General features: G+C 57.5%; 19 protein-coding genes. 5 read left to right on the plus strand and 14 right to left on the minus strand.

All coding sequences use genetic code 11. The features are described from left to right. From NTCA1_RS00005 to NTCA1_RS00015, 3 genes are all read left to right on the plus strand, one after another. The coding region (locus NTCA1_RS00005; RefSeq protein WP_159826980.1) for a hypothetical protein at positions 1 to 845 on the plus strand (845 nt) is incomplete at its 5' end. 225 nt (positions 846 to 1,070) lie between these two features. After that, complete coding sequence (locus NTCA1_RS00010) at positions 1,071 to 1,292, plus strand: hypothetical protein (protein ID WP_159826983.1); 222 nt, start codon at positions 1,071 to 1,073, stop codon at positions 1,290 to 1,292. Further along, a complete protein-coding gene (locus NTCA1_RS00015; RefSeq protein ID WP_159826986.1) occupies positions 1,289 to 1,915 on the plus strand; it encodes a hypothetical protein in 627 nt (208 codons plus the stop codon). Before NTCA1_RS00010 ends, NTCA1_RS00015 begins: the two co-directional genes overlap by 4 nt. Positions 1,916 to 2,228: 313 nt before the next feature. On the opposite strand, the gene NTCA1_RS00020 is transcribed toward NTCA1_RS00015, so the two are convergent. The 3 genes from NTCA1_RS00020 to NTCA1_RS00030 form a co-directional block, all read right to left on the minus strand. Beyond that, positions 2,229 to 3,278 carry a DUF2971 domain-containing protein gene (locus NTCA1_RS00020; protein WP_159826989.1) on the minus strand — a complete coding sequence of 350 codons (1,050 nt, stop codon included), beginning with the start codon at positions 3,276 to 3,278 and terminating at the stop codon, positions 2,229 to 2,231. 253 nt (positions 3,279 to 3,531) lie between these two features. Further along, positions 3,532 to 3,792, minus strand: coding sequence for a DNA-binding transcriptional regulator (locus NTCA1_RS00025; protein WP_159826992.1), 261 nt, complete (start codon positions 3,790 to 3,792; stop codon positions 3,532 to 3,534). Then, positions 3,782 to 4,120, minus strand: a complete 339-nt coding sequence (locus NTCA1_RS00030) for a hypothetical protein (RefSeq protein ID WP_159826995.1) — start codon at positions 4,118 to 4,120, stop codon at positions 3,782 to 3,784. Before NTCA1_RS00030 ends, NTCA1_RS00025 begins: the two co-directional genes overlap by 11 nt. A 54-nt stretch (positions 4,121 to 4,174) precedes the next feature. Between NTCA1_RS00030 and NTCA1_RS00035 the strand changes: the two genes are divergently transcribed. Further along, complete coding sequence (locus NTCA1_RS00035; protein ID WP_159826998.1) at positions 4,175 to 4,807, plus strand: SOS response-associated peptidase family protein; 633 nt, start codon at positions 4,175 to 4,177, stop codon at positions 4,805 to 4,807. 3 nt (positions 4,808 to 4,810) lie between these two features. Here the strand turns inward: NTCA1_RS00035 and NTCA1_RS00040 are convergent, their stop codons facing one another. The 9 genes from NTCA1_RS00040 to NTCA1_RS00080 all read right to left on the minus strand — a co-directional run bounded on the left by NTCA1_RS00040 (position 4,811) and on the right by NTCA1_RS00080 (position 17,347). Further along, on the minus strand, positions 4,811 to 4,999 hold the full coding sequence (locus NTCA1_RS00040) for a hypothetical protein (RefSeq protein ID WP_159827001.1): 189 nt from the start codon (positions 4,997 to 4,999) through the stop codon (positions 4,811 to 4,813). 216 nt (positions 5,000 to 5,215) lie between these two features. After that, a complete protein-coding gene (locus NTCA1_RS28605; RefSeq protein WP_236549015.1) occupies positions 5,216 to 5,962 on the minus strand; it encodes a hypothetical protein in 747 nt (248 codons plus the stop codon). Between the two features lie 716 nt (positions 5,963 to 6,678). Then, a complete protein-coding gene (locus NTCA1_RS00050) occupies positions 6,679 to 7,035 on the minus strand; it encodes a hypothetical protein (protein ID WP_159827007.1) in 357 nt (118 codons plus the stop codon). A gap of 60 nt (positions 7,036 to 7,095) precedes the next feature. After that, positions 7,096 to 10,995 carry a hypothetical protein gene (locus tag NTCA1_RS00055; RefSeq protein WP_159827010.1) on the minus strand — a complete coding sequence of 1,300 codons (3,900 nt, stop codon included), beginning with the start codon at positions 10,993 to 10,995 and terminating at the stop codon, positions 7,096 to 7,098. A 44-nt stretch (positions 10,996 to 11,039) separates the two neighbouring features. Next, entirely contained in the window at positions 11,040 to 11,210 is a 171-nt protein-coding gene (locus NTCA1_RS00060; RefSeq protein ID WP_159827013.1) for a hypothetical protein, read from the minus strand. Further along, positions 11,207 to 11,569 carry a hypothetical protein gene (locus tag NTCA1_RS00065; RefSeq protein ID WP_159827016.1) on the minus strand — a complete coding sequence of 121 codons (363 nt, stop codon included), beginning with the start codon at positions 11,567 to 11,569 and terminating at the stop codon, positions 11,207 to 11,209. Before NTCA1_RS00065 ends, NTCA1_RS00060 begins: the two co-directional genes overlap by 4 nt. Further along, positions 11,569 to 13,722, minus strand: a complete 2,154-nt coding sequence (locus NTCA1_RS00070; protein ID WP_159827019.1) for a DUF1983 domain-containing protein — start codon at positions 13,720 to 13,722, stop codon at positions 11,569 to 11,571. The genes NTCA1_RS00065 and NTCA1_RS00070 overlap by 1 nt, the downstream gene beginning before the upstream one ends. Beyond that, positions 13,722 to 16,607, minus strand: a complete 2,886-nt coding sequence (locus NTCA1_RS00075) for a phage tail protein (protein WP_159827022.1) — start codon at positions 16,605 to 16,607, stop codon at positions 13,722 to 13,724. The genes NTCA1_RS00070 and NTCA1_RS00075 overlap by 1 nt, the downstream gene beginning before the upstream one ends. Continuing rightward, the gene (locus NTCA1_RS00080) at positions 16,607 to 17,347 is read right to left on the minus strand and encodes an NlpC/P60 family protein (protein WP_159827025.1); all 741 of its coding nucleotides are present in this window, start codon (positions 17,345 to 17,347) and stop codon (positions 16,607 to 16,609) included. The genes NTCA1_RS00075 and NTCA1_RS00080 overlap by 1 nt, the downstream gene beginning before the upstream one ends. A gap of 27 nt (positions 17,348 to 17,374) precedes the next feature. Between NTCA1_RS00080 and NTCA1_RS00085 the strand changes: the two genes are divergently transcribed. Beyond that, positions 17,375 to 17,845: a hypothetical protein gene (locus NTCA1_RS00085; RefSeq protein ID WP_159827028.1), complete on the plus strand. Its 471-nt coding sequence runs from the start codon at positions 17,375 to 17,377 to the stop codon at positions 17,843 to 17,845. Between the two features lie 339 nt (positions 17,846 to 18,184). Here the strand turns inward: NTCA1_RS00085 and NTCA1_RS00090 are convergent, their stop codons facing one another. Together NTCA1_RS00090 and NTCA1_RS00095 are read right to left on the minus strand one after the other, a co-directional pair. After that, positions 18,185 to 18,697: a hypothetical protein gene (locus tag NTCA1_RS00090; RefSeq protein WP_159827031.1), complete on the minus strand. Its 513-nt coding sequence runs from the start codon at positions 18,695 to 18,697 to the stop codon at positions 18,185 to 18,187. Continuing rightward, positions 18,690 to 19,028, minus strand: a complete 339-nt coding sequence (locus NTCA1_RS00095) for a hypothetical protein (RefSeq protein WP_159827037.1) — start codon at positions 19,026 to 19,028, stop codon at positions 18,690 to 18,692. The genes NTCA1_RS00090 and NTCA1_RS00095 overlap by 8 nt, the downstream gene beginning before the upstream one ends.

Genomic DNA, 19,028 nt, shown 5'->3' on the forward strand with positions numbered 1-19,028 from the left:
GTGGACACATCCTTCACACTGCGGCACTCAACCGAACAGGTGCCCGGAATTTCGCGCTTACGAACAATCAATACTTCACCAAGCATCGGACGGGCGACACTCGGTTCCTGAGCGTCCTACAAGGCCGCAACTGGAACGAGGCAATCACATGGCTTGATACCGTGAGGGTGCTGCCATTTGAGGGCTGGGCAGTCGGCGGCGACATGCGGCTCAACTTCCTCTGGCTGGTCGAACTGCTGACCCGGCTCCGTGCGTATGGCCTTACCGGCGAGCGGAATCGGCTTCACGTGCTGGGCACTAGTTCGCTGACGCAGGGTGTCATGTTGTCGGCCATTCAGAAGTCCTTTGCCGAACTTCCCGGCGAGCAGGATTTCCAGATTACCTTCGACACATCCAACCCGTCTCAGGTCATGGCTTTCGGTCAGATGTATGGTCGCCCGCGCATCACACCTGATAGCGGCGGCAAGGAAGGAGCGTTCGTCCACACGACTTACAAAACGCCGACAAGCGCGGATCACTCCCAAAACGATCAGCGCAGCTTGCCGATCAAGAGCAGCCGCATCAGTGAGCGCCTGACAATAGGCGATCTTTGCGCCCATCCGTCGGCTGGCCGAAACAGTGCGTGGGACGCTCTGGCGGAGGCAATTGTGGTGAACCACAACCTAGACGCGATGCTGTCAGCTTTCGATGAAGCCAATTCGATCTTGGAGATGCCTTCGCACTACGCGGCCCAGCTTGCGCCATCTCGCATCGTCACAGCCTACAACGTGTTGCGGACGGCATTTCGGCACAACAATCCGCTTGGACATGTGAAGCGCCACGCGAAGTTATTTGCGTCACTCTAGGCGGCCAAGTTGCTTTCAAGGCAGTCGGTGTGTCGCGATCAAGAAACGCGCTTCTTTAATGACGCGGTTTAGGGGCAGAGCGCATAAATAGGGATGTGAGCACAGGGTCCAAAAGCTGTCGCTCATGACAGCGGACCTAGTTCACACCTCCTATCGCGAATGAACTCGACCCGCTTGTGCATTGGACCCGCACAAGCGGGTTTATTCGTATCAGGAGTTTACACGATGACATACGATCCGAGACAGTCGGAACACTACCCTCACGCCTTGGCGATCAAGGTCGATCACCATCGCCACAACGAGAACGAAATCCAGGCTTGGCTGCACCAACTGAGCCCCGGCGAGTGGGACATGACATTTGACAATGAAACGTCAGAGATGTTCATCTTCCTGCCAAATGAGAGCTTGTCCGTTCTGGCTAAGCTGACTTGGGGAGGCGCAGCATGAGTGAGAAGCGCGAGCAGTCACCCCGTTGGCTTCCCCTACTCCGCAGCGTCCTGGAAAGCTGCGAGGCTGACATCGAGAACAACGCCTACACAAACGACGAGACCTTCAAGCGCGCACTATCCTGGCTGGACGTGATGATGGCGGGGAAGCCGTTGTCTCCGCGACAGGCAACCAACTTCATTGACAGCGTTCGAAAGCGCGTGAGGGGGAAGGCCAACTTCTCCTGGAATGGCCCGATTGCCCTCACTCAGAAGCAGATGGAGGACGAACGGAAGTTCAAGCGCATGGAGCGGTTCACTAGGGTCACGCGCAAGCGCAGCACCATCAGCCAGTGCCTCATGGAGGTGGTCACGGCCAAACTGGACACATTCGACTGGTCGGACAGCGACAAACTGGCAGCATTCCAGGCACACATTGCCGCTTTTGATCCAGACGCGGCTCAGGCTGAAGAAGTCGAAGAAGTCATGGAAATCGAGCCCGAGAAGCCGCTGATACCAAATCCTATTCTGGATGACATCATGGCGCGCTTCCCCCACCAGAAGCGTTTCCCATCTAACATGCACTCCGAGGAGCACATGGCGGAAGTCCATGCGGCATATTCAATCAGTGGCAGAAACCACTGATTGAATTGGCACGCTCACTTAGTGGGCATTTAGTGGTCAATCAGTGGGCGTTTAGTGGGCACTCAGTGGGCATTCAGTGGAAAAATGACCCTAGAACCCGCAGTCTTGAGCGAGTTTTGACGCTCTATAGTATAGAATAGAGTAAGATAGAATACGGCGAGCGACGCAACGCTTGATGCTCTGCGCGTCGCTCGCCCCAGGTCCGTTCGGTCCTCCAGCCAGAACTAGCCTATTCGCCTTGCCTGGCTTCGTCTCCAACTCAGCCAGGACAAGGAAAGAGAAGTTGGGAGGGGAAGGGAGCGCGGGCTGATGCTCACTTGATCTTTGAAGAAAGGGCCAGGCTCACAGAGGGGTCGATACCTGGCATAGCCCCAACCTGCTGCGTTGATAGTTTACTTAATTCCGCAATCGTTGGATGGTAGTTTTTGACTGCATCACCTATCAAAGGGCCTAGCTTTTGAGCAATCTGTCCTATAGCCATCAAGTTCGCCCAATTCGGAACCGTTTCTGAATTAGGTAAAGCATGATAGATACCACCCGACACCTTACCGGAAGGCGTCTTTACGGTGGGTAGCTCTAAGTCATCGCTGTTCAGAGGTTCGCTTGCGAGCGCGAATGTATGATCGTTAACGATTATCTTTCGGAGACTGATACGTTTCTCCTTCAGGTATGGCTTCAGTAGATTTACCCAAACCTCATCGCAGCGCATGCCGATATAAATTGCGCTTATCTTGAAAGGCGACGGGTTCAAGCCCGCCTGCTCCGCGATGTCACGCCACTCACGCTCATACTCCCAATCATCCGCCTTCGCGAAAAAGTATCCGTCGTAGGCGCGCTTACGCGCTGCCGCATCACCGTTCACCTTCCATTGATAAAGATCGTTGGCTCGTAGAGCACGAGGCGCGCGATAATCGACTTTACCTAACCCCGACGTGTTTGCAGCGGCTGCGTCGTATTCGATACAGATACCGCGATGCTGGTCGGCGTAATGGCTCCATAGAAGAGGTTCATCCCATTTTTCACTTAGAGAAAGAACGCCCTGCTTTCCAAAATCAAGGTCGAGCAAGTTGCGTATTTTGGCTAGAACCTCTTGCTGGACTATTTTTTCGTCTTGATCATTTTCAGGAGATTCTATGCCTTCTAGCCATTTCTCTATTGCATCCTCGCTCACCACTTCGCGCATCATCACGCTAGCTAATTCAGCGAGCTGCGTATTATTTAGGTCTATTTGAATTGTTGGATTGCAGTCCAAAGGATCGTTGAAGTTCCGTGGCGAAGTGTGATGCACCTCAGACTGACAGATCGCGCGAAGGCTGTAGACCCCAAGAGGGCTATACTTGTAGAGTTTTTGGGGCGGTTTCAACTGTGTAGTCCTCGCAATTTACAATCTGTTTAACGCACGACGATGCGTCCCGTAAATCGGACACACGCATATCATGTGGATTTGACGCCCGTCTAAGTCCGCATCGCGTGCGCGCACGATGCGAAGTGCCGTGGACCAACGTCACCCTGGTAGTGGCAATCGAGGCCGTCGGCATGCAACAGTGACGGTTCCATCCCTCGGCGCAACCCAGGGCTCACACGATCTTGAGTTCAGACCGTGTCAGGGCTGCCGTTTAGGTGTTCAGCATCCGATCAACGGCCACAGGATCGCGTTCAATCAACCGTAGCAATACCTGCCCCACTTTATCGACAGGCTTTCCGCCCTCCCAATTCTGCAACGTGCGGACGTTCAGATGGTAACGCCGTGCAAACGCCGCCTGACTTAGCTGCGTCTTCGCGCGAACGTCTTTCACATAAGCCGCCTGACGAGATTTGATGTCGGTGACGGCTTCTTGGAGGCCGTCGACCAGCCCTGCGAAATCCTCATCGTCCATCTTTCAACTCCTTCACAATCTGCGCCAGCACCGCCACCTGAGCGTCGGTCAGGTTTTCATTTCGGGACTTCGCGATCACCGTCAGCAGGTAGAGCGGGTAATCCGACGACCAGTAGAACGTGGACAGTCGCAGCCCGCCGCTCTTCCCTTTGTTGCCGACTGCAAAGCGCACCTTGCGGACGCCGCCGCTACCCTTGATGATGTCGCCGGCTTCGGGGTTTTCCGAAAGGAACAGCTTGATTGCTGCTCTATCCTCCGGGGAAATGCCCAGCTTGTCGGCCTGCTTCAAGTAAGCCTGCGTTTCTGCAATGGTGTTCTTGTCCGTCATTCCTATATATACGCTGAGAGCGTATAGCGCGCAACCGGAGATTTGGCAGGCCTTATGTGTAATCGAGCACGAATGAGAGGCGAGCCCGAGACGCTGTGGGGCTCCGCTGCCAAATTGTTCAGCGAGCGACCACGCCACAATCGGTTCGATCCCGTCGAGTTGCGGCCTAAGAGCCGCAGCTATGTGATCCGGGAACAGGACGACAACCGCGCTTGGGACGTGATGACGTGGGACGTGCTTGGCGGTCAGGCTAAATGGCCGATGACGAACGTGCGGCAGCTGAGCCGACCTCAGTGGCGCAGACTGGCCGAAAAGCCTGAAAACCGCTGCATCGTGCCCTTGACCGAGTTCTGCGAGTTCACCCCCGACAAGCACGATCTGAATGATGGGAAGCCGCCGCTGAAAGGCGAGATGTGGTTCAGTGTCACGGACCAGCCAGTGTTCCCGGTCGCCGGGTTCTGGCAGCGGACGGCGGAAGGCAACGGCTTCACGATGGTGACGTGCGAACCGAACGAATTGGTGAAGCCGATCCACCCGAGGGCGATGATTACGATCCTAGAGCCAGAGGACGTGGATACCTGGCTGCGCGGCACCTACCATGACGTGGTTGCGCTGCAACAGCCCTATGATGCCTCTAAGATGACAGTGCATGGGCCGGTGTTTCCGACGCGAACGGGCGGAACGTAGAGCTTAGTGGTCGAGCGGGTTGAACTGCCTCTTCTGCCACTTCGCGTAAGCCCATTCGCCGATGCGGATCAGCGTCCAGACAAGTGATGCGACGGCGGCGACTGTGGGCAGCACCTGCGCCATGGTGCCGAAGGCCACTCCCGCGCTCACGATGTCGATGACGTTCTTCAGGTCGTTGGTTTCACTCACCATCGGGCGATCCCTCCTTCTTCGTTTTTGCGAAGACGCCGATCACACCAGCCGCAATCGCCATATAGCTGTAGGGCTTCTCCAAAGCGGCAGCGCCCATGATCGCTGTTGTGATACCGGCCCACGTAGAGCCTTCGCTGGCTCGGGCGCTCACGTATCCCGCGCATCGCTTTGCGCGCTCTACGAGCCCTTGCAGGGCAGATTTGATAGCCGCCCGGGTCATGCCTTGAACCCAATCTCGAGGTATTCGACTTCCAGCCTGCGACCGTCGCTGGTGTTGCCCATCGATGCGTTACAGTTCATCAGCATGTTGTTGGACGCGCGAAGCTTGTATGCGGACGCCACAGTCGGCCCGGTTTGAACGCCATCGATATAAAACCTCGCCTCGCCGCCAGCACCGGCAGCATCGTTGGTCCAAATGATCTCGTAGAGGTGGTTCTCGCCCAACTTGAAGTCTGCGATACAGTTCAGGTCCTCACCAACTTCCGGCTGTCCCTCAGCGCCGCGATGGTATCCAAGCACAAGACGGTCAGCCATCCACGGGACGCTGAACTTGAAGTCGCAGTTTGCCCAATGTGTGAAGTCGAAGACGCGCCCAGCTTCTGCCGAAAGGACGCCCTTGAAAGCCATGCGAAGCACGGACGGAATCTGTGTTGTCAGATAGCTGGCGGTTTCCGGTAGATTGAACGCGACTGTGCCGAAATCGATGAAGCTGTCTCGGTCGAGAATGAGCGTCGTGCCGTTCGCAGTCGGCGCGAGATCACCCGCGATAGCGCCTGCGTTCCATCCAGACACGCTGGCAGGGATCGGCGAAACCACGCCATTTGGCGTCCAGCGAACAGTCGTCATGCCGCTGGGATCAACCGGCACTTCTGGTTCTTCCGGTTCTGGATCGGTGCCGCCGCCACCGTTGTTGGCTTCCTCAATCATCTCAGCGACGATCTGACGAATAAGGTCATAGTCCACGATCGCATCCGCGCCCGCAGGACCAGCAGGGCCTACGCCGCCAGTTTCGCCTTTCGGACCTTGAGGGCCAGCCACAGTCGAAGCTGCGCCAGCAGGGCCAATATCGCCCTTGTCGCCCTTTGGTCCCTGAGGGCCAGTGTCGCCACGGGCATAGCCGCTGTCCTGAGTGCGTCCGTCCGTGAACGTGGTGATAAGGTGGCCGTTGGCATCGATGCTCAGGCTATCGACGCTCGTTCCGTCTTCACCAGCTGGGCCAGTGCCGCCACCAACTCCATCAAGAATTGCTTCAAGCTCAGTGCCGTCGGTCAGCTCGATGGTAAGGACATTCGCATCGGCGCGGAAGTCGTAGACGCCGTTAGCGGCTGCGCCTGGCGAGCCAGCGGGACCAGCAGGCCCCTGAGGTCCAGTATCGCCGCGATCACCCTTCGGACCCTGAGGACCAGTCAGGCCTGGGGCTCCGGACGCCCCTGCGTCTCCGCGATCACCCTTGTCGCCCTTAGGGCCGGTGGCACCGATTGGGCCGGTAAGGCCCTGTGCCCCGCGAGGCCCCTCCGCTCCTTGCGGACCTGCTGGACCAACATCGCCTTTCTGCCCTTGAGGACCGGCTGCGCCGGTAGCACCGGCAGGGCCGCTTTCGCCTTTGTCCCCCTTGTCACCCTTTGGGCCGGGGATTGGCACAATGCCGCTTGTTAGTTCGACTACTTCAATGTCTGGCATTAGCCCACCCTCACGGCTGTTACCGTGCCCTCGCGGATTGTCTCCGTCTTGTTGTTAATAACTACGAATGCTTCGTAGTGGTAATCAGCGTCCCTACGAACAAAGGACACCTGCTCATTGAGGATCACGACGGTGAGCACCTTGTCACTGTCATTCCACGTCAAGCCATTACCTAGCGTGAGCGTTAGATATTGCTTGCGGCCTGTCTCAATGTCGTTGATATGGAAACCGGCGTCTGTGACAGTCCCGGTGATAACTGCGCCATCTAGGTGCAGTTGATAAGCCGCGACGAATGCCGTTGCTTCATTGGGAGCAAGGACCGTGTAGCGGACTTCGATTGATTTGTTTTCAGCCACGCGGGCGCGCCCTCCAAATACCTTGTCCGGTATTTATTGAGCGGGCCTTGTCTCACATGCTTACGGCTTATACGGCCTGTTGTTTGTGGTCTGATGATACTTGAACCAGCTGTCACCGGCTGTCGCGTATCCTTTGGCAGTCTCGCTTGTTAGCTTCTGCTGGAACAGCTGCTCAGATTTGATGACAGCTTCCTCAAGGCCATCGCCACTCATGCCCATGTCTACCAGAAGTGCTGCACCAGCCAGCAGGGCGTCCATTGCCTGTCCATCGCGACTGTAAGGGCGGGTGGTGCCGTTTTCGGTGATCGTGAACGTGTCCCAGCTGGGAGCGCGACCATATTTGTCCGCCGCAGCCTTGATGCTCTGTGGCAGCTTCGAAACGTCACCACCCGCAGCAACCACGTCTGCGTTCTTCCAGTAAAGCACCTGATAGTCGGATCCAGCCATGTTCATGTCGATTGCATCGTTGATGCGTCCGATGATGTGCTTCTTGTGCATGATCTTGAGCCAGTTGATAACCGCTGCCACCTTTTCAGACTTGGCAGACATCGCATTCAGGAAGCCCAGCTTATGGGCCGCATGGATTGCAGACAGCCAGTAACCTGCCTGAAACTCCGATAGTTCAAGGCCCGTGCCGTCAGTGTAGTAGCAGGGGCCGAATTTAGCTGCGCCAGCGAGAGTAGCGAGGTTGCCGTTTACCGACCCATCGCTGTTCATCACGTTGGTAGGTGGACGCAAGAAGCCGGGGTCGCTGTTTAGCCACTGATCGTAGAACAGTTCCAAATCCCAGATGAACCAATCCTCCGCTTCGGCGCGGCTGTATAGGCGCGTGGAATTGGAGGAAGCCGTCTTCCAGAGCAGCGCAGCATGTAGGAACTTCCATGCCTGCTCACGTGCTGAAAAGCCGGTCGGTCCCCAGCCAGACTGTAGGATGCTGTTGTCATACATGCGGACCTGATCGGTGAAGTTCACGCCGATCATCGCAAACTCGGGGGTCTGGAAGAGCAACGAGCCCCAATGCGGGAATTGGTGGGCGTGGAGAGCGTCGATTTCAAAGCCGCCGAAGTAAGGTCGGTCAGCTGTCTTGCCGTTGCCCGGAACGCCGCAACGCAATGGGTTCTGGCCGGTGGTCCATTCGCTCAGGCGCCCCAGCTGTGCATACCAGGCCTGATCGGCTGGGGTCGTTGCCTCGCCGGGGCCGTAGTAGTGGTTACGCATGGTGATGTTGCGGCGGGCATTACCCCTGTAGAGCGGCGTGATCTTGCCATTCACCACGGAATTGAACGGGTCGCTGGCATAGCCGGTGAGATAACTGACGCAGAGGTCCAGCATGGGCCTTTCATCGTGAGCGCGAACGGAAGTCACATCACGCATGTAGCGAGCCACAATCTCAGGAATGATCTGGCGGTCATCGCGCGTTCCGCCTGGACCGACAACCGGCGAGCGCCCCATGGTGTTAAACGGAGTGTATTTCAGCCAGAGGGCGGCATTCGGCGTGACCGAAATGTCGGTGTAGAGGTTCTTGTATGGGTCTTTGGTATTGGCCGCATACTGCTTGATCGTCTCGTAGTTGTATTCACCCCAATTCCACGGCATCACCTTGTGATTGGCAAAACCGTTAGACTGACCATCGCCACCAGCAGAGCCAGTGAAGATGCGCGGATCGAAGCCGTTGACAGAGAAGCCGGTGTGGGCGGCGATGTCTTTCGCACGGTTGTCAAAGACGGGCAGATGCTGATTGATGAACGCCTGCCCATAGGCCACAGGATCGTGACTGCGCCAAATGACTGACGAACGGACGGTGCCATGCGGATACCAGCGGTTGTTGTCGGTGATCTGAGGAACTGAGCGGCCATCATACTGGCCTTCCCATACAGGCTTGGTGCTGGCCGCGTTCAGGGGCTCACCGTTTGGTTTCTCGACGCGGGCGATCAACGTGCCCGCGTTATCGTAGATCATCCACTTATGCGGACGCATGTATGTGTTCAGCCCCGTCGGATCACCGAACGGCGAAGCAGGATAATCCTGCGAGTAGACGAACTGGAACATGACGTAGTTGCCCTGACGGATGCCTTCGCAGCCGTAGCGGATGCCGTCGATGATCGGTGCCGGACCCTGCGGCACAACTTCGGTCCATGACCCCTGTGCGCTAAAGAGGGTCGTGTCTTCGAAGCGGCAGTTCTGGGCTGCTGGGCGCGTCATGATTAGTTCGCGCGCATGAGGCACGGCAATGCCGGTGGACCAATCCTCCAGGACCGCCTTGTAGGCACGGCCTGCGGGCAAAACCATCTCGCCGACGATTAGCTTGAGGTCGAATTGTTGGTTGCCGTTTGCGACATAGGACAGCGTATATTCCGGTTGCTGCGTCGTCACACCTGTCGCATCAAGGACGAGGTTCTCGATGTCAGCGGCCGAGACTGCACCATCTGCAATCGTGGTGTAGGTCGTGAGAACGTCCGGGAAACCAATCGTCATGCCTACGCTCTGCACAACAAGGCCGTCCGCACTGTCGGCGGTGTTATCGACCGAAGCGTTGACCTGGAAGTCAGCCGCTGGGGTGATACGCGGCTTCCATTCGGTCGGCTTTGCTGCGCCATACTGAGCGCCGTTCACGAAGAACGTAACCGTGCCACCTGGACCGCTCGCGTCGTCAACCCATTCCGTTTCGATTGTGAGATCGCGGCCTGTCAGGGTTTCAAGTTCGTCACTGAGGACACTCTGGCTGCCGCCGCCCTCACGGGCATAGTAGAACTCGATGGACTTCTCGTTCCAATGGATCGAGTGAGTTGCAGCGCCGCCGCCCCATGCCTGCAAGCGGCCAATCATAATGCCGCGAAGGGTAGCTGCTGGCGCGTTCCCGGTGAAATGCAGCCTGACGCTTGGGGGCGTCTGTGTCGTTTCCGGATTGCTGGACGACTTGAACTCCAAGCCAAGCGCAGGGGATTTCAGGTAAGCGTGTTTGCCCAGAGTGATGCGGCCATTGGCATAGCTTCGAGTGCCTTCACCAGCGCCGTTGAGAACCATCGCTGAAGGGAGCGCCGTGCCGGTGACGGGATAAGGAGAACCGGTTGCGCCGGTCTGCCACGTCGCACCACGAACGGTCACGATGTCTGTGTCCCACTTACGGCGGACTTTCAGCTGAGCGTCGTTGAAGTTGCGGCTTAGAACGAAGCTGCCGGTAGCGCCGTTCAGGGTGATGCCCAACGGCGTGATGGCGTTGAAGCTGGCGTAGAGCGTGCTTTCGCCAGAAAGATCGATTGGCTGCTGCGGAACCTCAGGCTGCGGCGTCGGCACATTCATCAGCCCGAGCGTGATTACCCAATTCGATGCGGTGGAACTGAGGTAGAGCGCCGCCCCCATGCTCGTCGTGTCCTTGGGGATCATGACCGTGCTGGACTGCGTGAGCGTGACGTTGGGGACGCCCTCTGCAACGGGAAGAACAAGGAAGCGAGCAGTGCCGCCCACGGGAGTTCCGGCGAGTTCTGTGACATCAACCAGAGCGCCTAGTTCCACTTCACCGCCTACGCCGTCCTGACCGTCTTCGCCGTCAGCACCCTTGAGGCTGTTAAGGAAATCCTGCTGTGTGCCGATGTTACCGGCATCTAGCCAAATCTGATAAGCGGACTTGCCGGGAGTGCCTGCGCCACCTGATCCGCCACCACCGCTTTCAATCAAATCTGCAATGCGGTCGATGAGGGTTGTGCCCGTTGCGATAATCTCGTCCGCAACCACGTTCTCAGGCTTGATGCCGTAGGAGAGATTAGAAGCCGTAGGACCTTCGAAGGGCAAGACTAGTTTCAACTGACTGCCGTTCACGACACCATCGATTTCGTAGTTCAAGCCTCTGACAACGAGAGTGTCGCCGCGCTTAATTGAGCTGTTGAAACCAGTGTTGAAGCCGGTAACGAGGTCAGAGCCATTCGTTACGCTGATTGTTCCGTTCTTAAACCAAGATGCCATGGGCTAGGACACTCCTATAATACGGAGTATTTAGTGAGCCCTGACTACTCCCCGCTTAGAGCGGAGCCATCCTTTGGATACTTGTCCTTGATGCTCTGAATGAGAGCCTTCCAAGCGTCGTAGCCGTGGTGAAACAGGTAATCCATTTGCTCCTCCCAACTTGGATACTCATGGGCGCGCTGCTTCTTATAACCCTGCTTGACATTCTTTTTCATGCGTCCTCCGGTCCTGTCTCCACACTGACCCAGGTAGAGACATAGTGTGGGTGATCGAAGCAGAGCCAAATCGTGCCTGGAACATCTGCTTCGAAATCCATCACACCATCCTGAACAATATCCTGCCCGTCTGCGTCGGTGACCATCGTGCCAACTGGAATTGCAGAGACCTGGTTGTAGGAAATAGCGAGGTTGAATTGCTTTCTCGGCAGAACCTCGTTTGTCTCTGGATCGAGGTAGATTGAGTTGGCCTCAGTGCCGTTGGGAACCTCAATCTCCATGACAGCATCGTCTTGATAATCGACATACTTGCTGGCTACTGACAAGACAGCGCCGTTTCTAAAATAGGCGAAGGGCATTATCGCTTTGCTCCGTCAATAGTGATACCAATGTCGCGGACCCACACGTTACGAGCGACCGAGTTGGGGAGCCAAGCAGCCGGGTTTGCCCTGAGAGCCACGCGCACGGCAGCGCCGTCAACGATGTGCGACAAAGAGCCATCCATGCGGAAGTAGGTGTTACCGTTGCTTGTCGACACACCTAGCGTCTTACTCTTTGCCTGATAAAAGCCGCCGCCCGTGTCAACGAACAGGAAGAAGCGGCAGGCAGTGTCGTAGGCGAGAGTGCCGTCTAGTGTGAATTCCACGTCTACCTTTGCCGTGCCAAACACTCCATCACCGATGGTAAGCCAGCCGGTTTCAAAGACGTTAACCGCCGTGTTCGCCGCCACGTAAGTATCGCCTGCGGTGAGAACGTGCATGATCGTGACAGCGCCACCACGAATTTGCAGAGTGTCGACTTGCAAGTTCCTGATCTGGCCTTGATCGACAGTGAGACGGTCAACGATGGCCTGCCTCATGCGAACCTGACCGCCTACAATCTCAAACACTGGCTCAGCATAGCCGGGGGCGGCGACAAGAAACCTGTCAGCGGCAACTGCGAATTCACTAACGCCATTGTTGCTTGCCAGGCCAAAGCCGGCAATGCGCCCCTCGTTGTTGATGCGGATGGTATATTGCGCGTTCAGTCCGCCGATGGCGTTTGCCTGCGCGCCGATGTTCTGCTCAATGGCGACAAAGCGGTTGCCGTATCCAGCGGTCGCATTCACGATCTGCTGGCTCAAGGAGCCGTCCTGCTCTGCGCGGACGCGACGCTCCTCCTGCAAAGCTGCCTGCCAGCCATCAGCACCACCAACCTGCGCGCTCAGGGTGTCGATGCGTTGGCCTAGCGCGGTATCCCCATCCGCGATGACTTCCCGGATGCTGCGGTCGATTGCCGTCACCTTGCCGTTCGTGAAGCTCTCCCACTGGGCTTGCTGATTGGTGATGCGCGTCGAAAGCGAACTATCGGCATCCACGAGGGTCTTGATCTGGTCGCTGAAGTTGGCCTCGTTCTGGCCGATTTTGCTGGCCTGTTGATCGAGCCTGAGGGTCAGCGCCTCGTCTGCGGTGACGCGGGCGGTCCTCTCCTCCACGATGGCGGTTTCGACGGCAGTGCCGGTGTCCGTGGTCAACTTCGCGCCGAGCAGCACGATTTCCTGTGCAAGCGCCTCGTCCCTTGTGGAACGTGCGGTGCGTTCGGTCTGTAGGGCGGCTTGGAACGTGCCGCGATCCGTCTCGACTGCGGTGTTGAGCGTTTCCACCGAACGCACGATTGCCGCGTCTTCGGAAATGCGGGCTTCCTGCTCAACCGTCAGGTCAGCATAGATACCGTTCTTAGCGGCGGTCAGTTCTCGGGAGAAGTATGCGACCAGTTCGCCCGTCTTGTCGTCGATGCGCGTCCCCAGACGTTCCTCTGCCCTAAGAACGTCGCGCTCGGCCTTTACGCTGTAGGCCTTGTTCAGCTTTGTGAGAGCATCGCTTTGCTCAAACGCCAGAGCCTTGACCGCTTCGATGGGCTTATTCAGGACAGGGAGAAGCAAACTCTCCTTTGTCATCGTCATGAGCGGGATGGTGTTCTCGTTCAGGATGTCCGTGCCGAAAGCATCGTATGCCGCGTAAGTCACATAATAATGAGTGCCGGGAGCAAGCGAGACCTGAACGCTGTTGTTCGGCCCTTCGTAACGCTTCGTTGCGTCCGTCTTGCGCGGCGGATTGACTGTGTCAGCCCAGAGGACAAACCCGGCCCAATCGTTGTCTTTCGGCTTCGTGAAGTCGAACTGCACGAAGTCATAGCCGTTCATGTAGCTAAGGGGTGGAACGGGTGGTGCCGGGTTCAGGGCCTCAATCAACAACTCATCGGACCAGTCATCTTGACCCGCAAGCTGGGTAGATAGGTAGATTTTCGGGGCGCGGGTTAGACCGGCTGCGCGGTTCTCCTCGAATGTGAGCACGTCCTTGTAGACGCGCATCTCGTCAGGCTTTGTGCTTTGCTGCTGATTGTGGATAACGTAGTGGACAACCTGTTCATTGGCACATTCATACCTGACGCGGTAGGCCCACTCTTGTTCGTTCGCCGGGTTCTCTTCGAACCAGACAACGACATCATGACCAGTGAAGTCTACATAAGCCATCAGTCGAGCCTCACAAACACAGGTGGATAGACGGTCTTTCCAGTGTTGGAGTAAGCGAACGTCACTTTAAGCGTCGTAGCTGGGCTGGACTTACCAAGGGTATTTAGTGAGCGGAGACTGAACGTGTAGTCGCCCGGTTCAACGCCAGTCAGGGTCGCGAACGTGTTCTGTCCGCGATAGACTTCCTCCCAAGCACCAGAGCCGGGGCGCTGGACTTCAAGCAGGTAGCCTTGGAACAAGAGGCGGTAGCCATCTGGGCCGCTGGTATCGATAGCGTCCCATGTGACATCGAAGACGTGCTGACGGCCAAGCTGTTCGTCTGTGTAGGAGCGAGGCGTTGCGCGAAGGCCGGTCGGCTTAGGCGTGATGGGGTTCAGCTGGGTCCATGGGTCGTAGTTGACCGGCACGTTGTCATCAAAGAACGCGAACTTGCCCTCGTAATGGATGGTGCCCTTAACGGTGTAACGGCCCTGGCCGCTCTCAACGATGTCCTTGATCCTGAACGCGCGAGGCTTAACCGCGCCAGCTGCCGCCTCCACGATGCCGATTGGTGTATCGGCTTCAAGGTCGGTGGTATCCACGTTTATGATCGTAGTTTCCGTGTCCTGAGCAACCATCGCAATGGGGCGGGTGTCCAGGCCATTTCCAATCGTCATGTGCGCGACGTATGCGGTCCCCGCTTTAAGCGGAGTGGCATTATCGAGCATGAGTTGTGTCGGGCCAAGGATCGCTTTCACGCGGCCATGCGGGACTTTGCCGGAGCGCGTCCAGTCGTCCACTTCGATCAACTGGCCAGGAGCGTAACCTGCTGCGGCAAGCATGGTGTCGAACTCGACCGTCTGGAATTCCTTCTGCGCGCAGAACACAAGGATGCGAGCGAAGTCGTAGGCTTCCTGCCTGTTCGTGCAGCCGGTCTTGTAGACTGTGGTGGAAACGACGCCGCTGTTGGCGAGGCCAAGAGCCTTGTTGCGCGCGATGCTGGCGTCATCTCGGTAAACGACAGTCGCCTTGCGGAAATAATCGTCCGGGTCATCCCATTCGACGACCACCTCGTTGAGACGATCCTGAACCGGCGCGCTGCCATACTTGAACTTGCCATCGGCAACCGCAGCGTTGTTCACGTAATGATCGACGGCTACCTGCGGGCGGTCCTGCATCAGCACGATTTCGGAGCCGTTGAAGTAGGGATAGGCGCGGAAGGTCTGGGCGAGATCGATCAGCCCCTGCCAGCCATCTACCTCGTCGGTGAACTGCTTGTTGAGCGTGAAGCGCGAGCGGCCATGCACGTTTTCGTCGCAATACTTCGCGGTATCCAGCAAGGCGAACTTGTTGAAGAACTCCTCCGGGAAGCCACAACCCATCAGCTTGTCGCTGGCAATGTGATACCAATGCCAGACAGGATTGCTGGTGACGGCATACTTCCATGCGCCGTTCCAGAACCCCGCGTAGGTCTTCGCCACCGGATCGTAGTTGTCAGGAACGCGCACCTTCTGGCCGCGCACGATGACAGCAATCTCGGGGCTGCTGCCAAGTTCGAACTGCGATAGGTCGATCATTGCGCTGAACAATGCGGTCGGCACTTCGCCGCCGCTGCCGTCATAGGCCAGTTCCTGATCGTGATATTCGACCCAGCCGTTGAACGCGGTGTCGTTCTGCGTCTTGTCGTCGGTGCTGTCAGGCGTCGTGCGGTAAACCCTGAACATCCAAGGATCAGCGTCATTACCTGCGGTCTTCGCCGGGGCGTAGAGCGTGTAATCGCGCACGAACGCATCGCTGGACTTCTCGCTCGCATACCAAGTGCCGGCGGGTTGCCATGTGGATGCGGACAGTCGTTTGACCTCGAAACCGCCGCCGACGTCTGTGACCTTCTGGTTCCCCTTCTTGCTGGTCCGCATGAGGGCGTTGAACGCGATGCGGACCTTGACGCGGCTAACATCTGCGTCGGTCGTCGTGTTGGTGACGTAGAATTGACCGCCGCCGCCTGCTGCGCTCTTGGTCATCTCAACACTGGCCTCGAAGTTGGACGGAATGCCGGGAGTGATCGGAACTGCGCTCTGTCCGGGAATGCCGTATCGCTCCGCCCAGCTGATGCCGTTGTAATTCAGCTGGTTCGTGCCACGGTCGCGGAGAGGCACTTCGTTGACGAGGATGTTCTTTTCCTTCTCCTCTGTCGTGTCGCCTACGATGCCACCGATTTCACCAGCACCAAGCGCGGCGGTAAGCCTGAGGGTGGCATCGCTGTAGGTGGTGTTCGACATCGTTTTGCCGCCACCCTTCTGACCGGAAAGCTCGCTGTCGGAGAAGTGGACTGCACCTGTGCCGCCGCTCTTACCCAGCATCTTGTCGATGAGATTGGTCGAGGCAGAGCCGCTGCTCGTGTAATCCACGTCAGCCTCTAGGATGTTGCTTCCGCACAGAACACGGTCGCCCGCGATGTAGGCCAGGACCGCACCCTCGGTCTGGGTGTTAAGACCGTTCTGGTAGAGGGCCGACTTTCGCTTGTCGTTCTGCGTCTGCGGCGTGGGCATCAGCAGGTTGAGCAGCAAGTTGACGGCGATACCTACGGCGGTCGAGATAAGCGCCGTGATGAGCATGGCCGACGTGATTTCGTGGCCGTTCGCATGTGGGCCGATATGCAGGGTCGCGCCGTCAGCCAGCGACCAGTTTTCGGATACCTGCTGCCCAGTCAGGCTGGTGCTGTTCTTCCATGAGGTGCCGACGCGGAACTCAGCGGGCGAAACCTCAATCATGCGACGAATAGGGAGAAGCTGTTCAAGTGCTTGAACGGCTTCCTTGGCGGTCCGAGCATGAACGGTGATGCCGCGCTTATAACCCTTGGGCAGCTTGTCCTTAAATGCGCCGTGTAGAACTACCTTGATGGCCATTATGTCAGCCTCCAGAATTGCATTGCATATTTTTCGATGGCGCGTTCCTCATGTTGTGGACGCCACTCTTCGGAGTGCCGTTCGATCAATTGGTGCAGGTATTTGCCTTCGCCCAAATAGACGGCGCAGTGATTGGCAATCGGGCTGTTCCAGAACATGATTGCGAGATCGCCGGGCTGCCGCTGGTCGCGATCGATCGGCACGAAGCCGAGCCGGGGAGGCCAATAGCGGAACGGATCCCGCCCACGCGCATGAGCATGGTGCGCGCCGGGCTCTCTCACGCGCGGGATAGGGTCGAGAACGCGACCGGATGCCCTGTAGTAATCCTCGCAGAGCGTCCAGCAGTCACGCACGCCCCAGAGGTATGTTCGCCCTAGTAGGGGCTCGTAGGGCTTCTCAGGCCCCCACACTTCGGGGCGCCCGATGTCATAGACGCCGGAGAGATTGCCGTAGACAGGCACTATGCCCCACGTCCAACCCGTCGCAAGCTGTTGCTCTGTGTCGCGGTCGCTGGGCTCGGCCGATCCGTGAGGGTGGCTATGGAGAAACAGGGCCGGACGTTTTGCGAGAAGCGTAGCGTTGTCCTCATGGGACAGGGAGAACGCTGTCGTGGGCTCTGGATGCACGTTGGTGCATTCGCGCCAACTGCCATCCGGCCAGATTGCGACGATGGCTTCTCGGGGCCAGGCTCGCAGGAAGACAGGCTTGATTTCCTGCCAAAGATCGTCGGTAGGTCGCATTACCGTATTTAGAGGGGTGAGCAACGAATGGATTGGGGCAGTGTGCCGGACTGGATTGCCGGCATCGGAGGATTGCTGTCGATCGGTGCGACGGGGTGGATTGCGGTGAACGAACGCAAACGGGCTAATCGGCTTGAGGAAATTCAAGCTGACACGGAGGCCGTTCAGCGCGGAGCCGCCATCGATGAGGCCCAGCGCATTACCGCCCAGATCGTCGACAAGTATCAGGCTCTGTCACAAGCTCAGACGTTTGCTGACATGGAACCATACGATTTGAATGATTATCGGGAGGCGATCGACGTTCAGCGCCAACAGTTGGCGAGCTTGCAGAACTTCGCCGGGACAAATGCACAGCTTTTCGTCGCTCTGCGCCAGCTGGCCGACGCAGCGGAGATGCCCATCTCTGGTATCCGCACAATGGGACAGCACCGCTTTACCGCCACCGCACAGGCAGGTTTGCTAAGAGCGAAGTCTGAGGAGTTAAATCGTCTGCGGTGAGTAGCGGAGCGGCGCTGAAAAAATGCCTGATTATGACCGCGTTTATGGCGAGAGATAAACTATCTGGCGGACGGACAAAGCCCGCCAGATAGGCATCATAGCTTCTTCTGCGATTTATTTCGCGGGACGGCGGAACGCCCAGACAAGCGGCGCAATGCCCTTACAGCATGTGCCAATACTCACTAAGATCGCAGGTGTTAGAGTTAGAAGGATGGTAAGAGTTGTCATAAATCTCCTTGGACACCGCGCGGAAGTGGCGGCACCCGGGATTTGTCACAGCCCTGTCTCAGCCGCAACCCTTAGTCGTTTTACTTCTAGTTACGGTTACTAGTGGCCGACTTACCTCAGCAGGTTGCTGCCCAATCCGGGGTAATGCTCGCGGCCCATTTTGAAGTTCGGGAACTTCGCACGGCGGAAATCCGCATGTGTCGCAAGGGTCAGCGTCAGGACCTGGCCATCGGATGCGACACTATCGAGGAGGTAGCGTTCAGTCTGGAATGCCGCCTGCGGATTGTTGGCGATCACGTCTTCAGCGAGCGCGAGATACCGTGTCACAGGTGCCCCCGGCGCGTCATCGTATTTCGCCAGAGTGACAGCCAGCGCACCGCCGAAGTCAGGAACGTCGATGGTGGGCTGGACGAGATTTTCACCGCCGCGCTGCCAGCCCGAAGCCGTGAAGGCCATCGGCGTCCATGCTACGCCGTTGAACTGCACGACGCCAAGGTCGGGATGATCGGTTGCAAACGTGCTGGTGTTGACGAAGCGGAACGGCTCGCGCTCGCCCCATGCTGTCGCGTCCAGCTGCACGAATTCAATCAGCCGGTCGAATGTGCTCTTGTTGAGGTTAGCCACTGACCACCTCGACGTTGAGCGTTACGGTGACATGCAGGCTCCCATAGGTCTCACCGAAACCAAAGGAGTCGGTTGGACGGACCCTGACCGGGCCGCGCACGCTGCACTCGTAGTCGTAGACCGCGTTGAACATGCCCGCTTTAAGCCGGGCGAGGAAATCCCGAGCCTCCTCCTTCGACATCGCAAAGGTCAGTGTCGCCGTTTCTGTCCATGGTCGCCATCCTACGGTGCCGCTCATGGTGTAGGCGCCCGCCTGCATGGTCTGCTTGATCGGAGCGATATTCCAATCAATCGGGACGAGTAGCTTTTCCTGATAAGGTAGTGCGGGCAT

Source organism: Novosphingobium sp. TCA1, assembly GCF_009811895.1.
Classification (GTDB): domain Bacteria; phylum Pseudomonadota; class Alphaproteobacteria; order Sphingomonadales; family Sphingomonadaceae; genus Novosphingobium; species Novosphingobium panipatense_A.

Bases quoted from the DNA above. Each gene is read 5' to 3' on its own strand.
- NTCA1_RS00030 (WP_159826995.1), bottom strand. From the start codon at position 4,120: ATGACGGACAAGAACACCATTGCAGAAACGCAGGCTTACTTGAAGCAG.
- NTCA1_RS00060 (WP_159827013.1), bottom strand. From the start codon at position 11,210: ATGAAAAAGAATGTCAAGCAGGGTTATAAGAAGCAGCGCGCCCATGAG.
- NTCA1_RS00055 (WP_159827010.1), bottom strand. From the start codon at position 10,995: ATGGCATCTTGGTTTAAGAACGGAACAATCAGCGTAACGAATGGCTCT.
- NTCA1_RS00080 (WP_159827025.1), bottom strand. From the start codon at position 17,347: ATGCGACCTACCGACGATCTTTGGCAGGAAATCAAGCCTGTCTTCCTG.
- NTCA1_RS00015 (WP_159826986.1), top strand. From the start codon at position 1,289: ATGAGTGAGAAGCGCGAGCAGTCACCCCGTTGGCTTCCCCTACTCCGC.
- NTCA1_RS00025 (WP_159826992.1), bottom strand. From the start codon at position 3,792: ATGGACGATGAGGATTTCGCAGGGCTGGTCGACGGCCTCCAAGAAGCC.
- NTCA1_RS00070 (WP_159827019.1), bottom strand. From the start codon at position 13,722: ATGGCTTATGTAGACTTCACTGGTCATGATGTCGTTGTCTGGTTCGAA.
- NTCA1_RS00095 (WP_159827037.1), bottom strand. From the start codon at position 19,028: ATGCCCGCACTACCTTATCAGGAAAAGCTACTCGTCCCGATTGATTGG.
- NTCA1_RS00065 (WP_159827016.1), bottom strand. From the start codon at position 11,569: ATGCCCTTCGCCTATTTTAGAAACGGCGCTGTCTTGTCAGTAGCCAGC.
- NTCA1_RS00040 (WP_159827001.1), bottom strand. From the start codon at position 4,999: ATGGTGAGTGAAACCAACGACCTGAAGAACGTCATCGACATCGTGAGC.
- NTCA1_RS00075 (WP_159827022.1), bottom strand. From the start codon at position 16,607: ATGGCCATCAAGGTAGTTCTACACGGCGCATTTAAGGACAAGCTGCCC.
- NTCA1_RS00035 (WP_159826998.1), top strand. From the start codon at position 4,175: ATGTGTAATCGAGCACGAATGAGAGGCGAGCCCGAGACGCTGTGGGGC.
- NTCA1_RS00085 (WP_159827028.1), top strand. From the start codon at position 17,375: ATGGATTGGGGCAGTGTGCCGGACTGGATTGCCGGCATCGGAGGATTG.
- NTCA1_RS00010 (WP_159826983.1), top strand. From the start codon at position 1,071: ATGACATACGATCCGAGACAGTCGGAACACTACCCTCACGCCTTGGCG.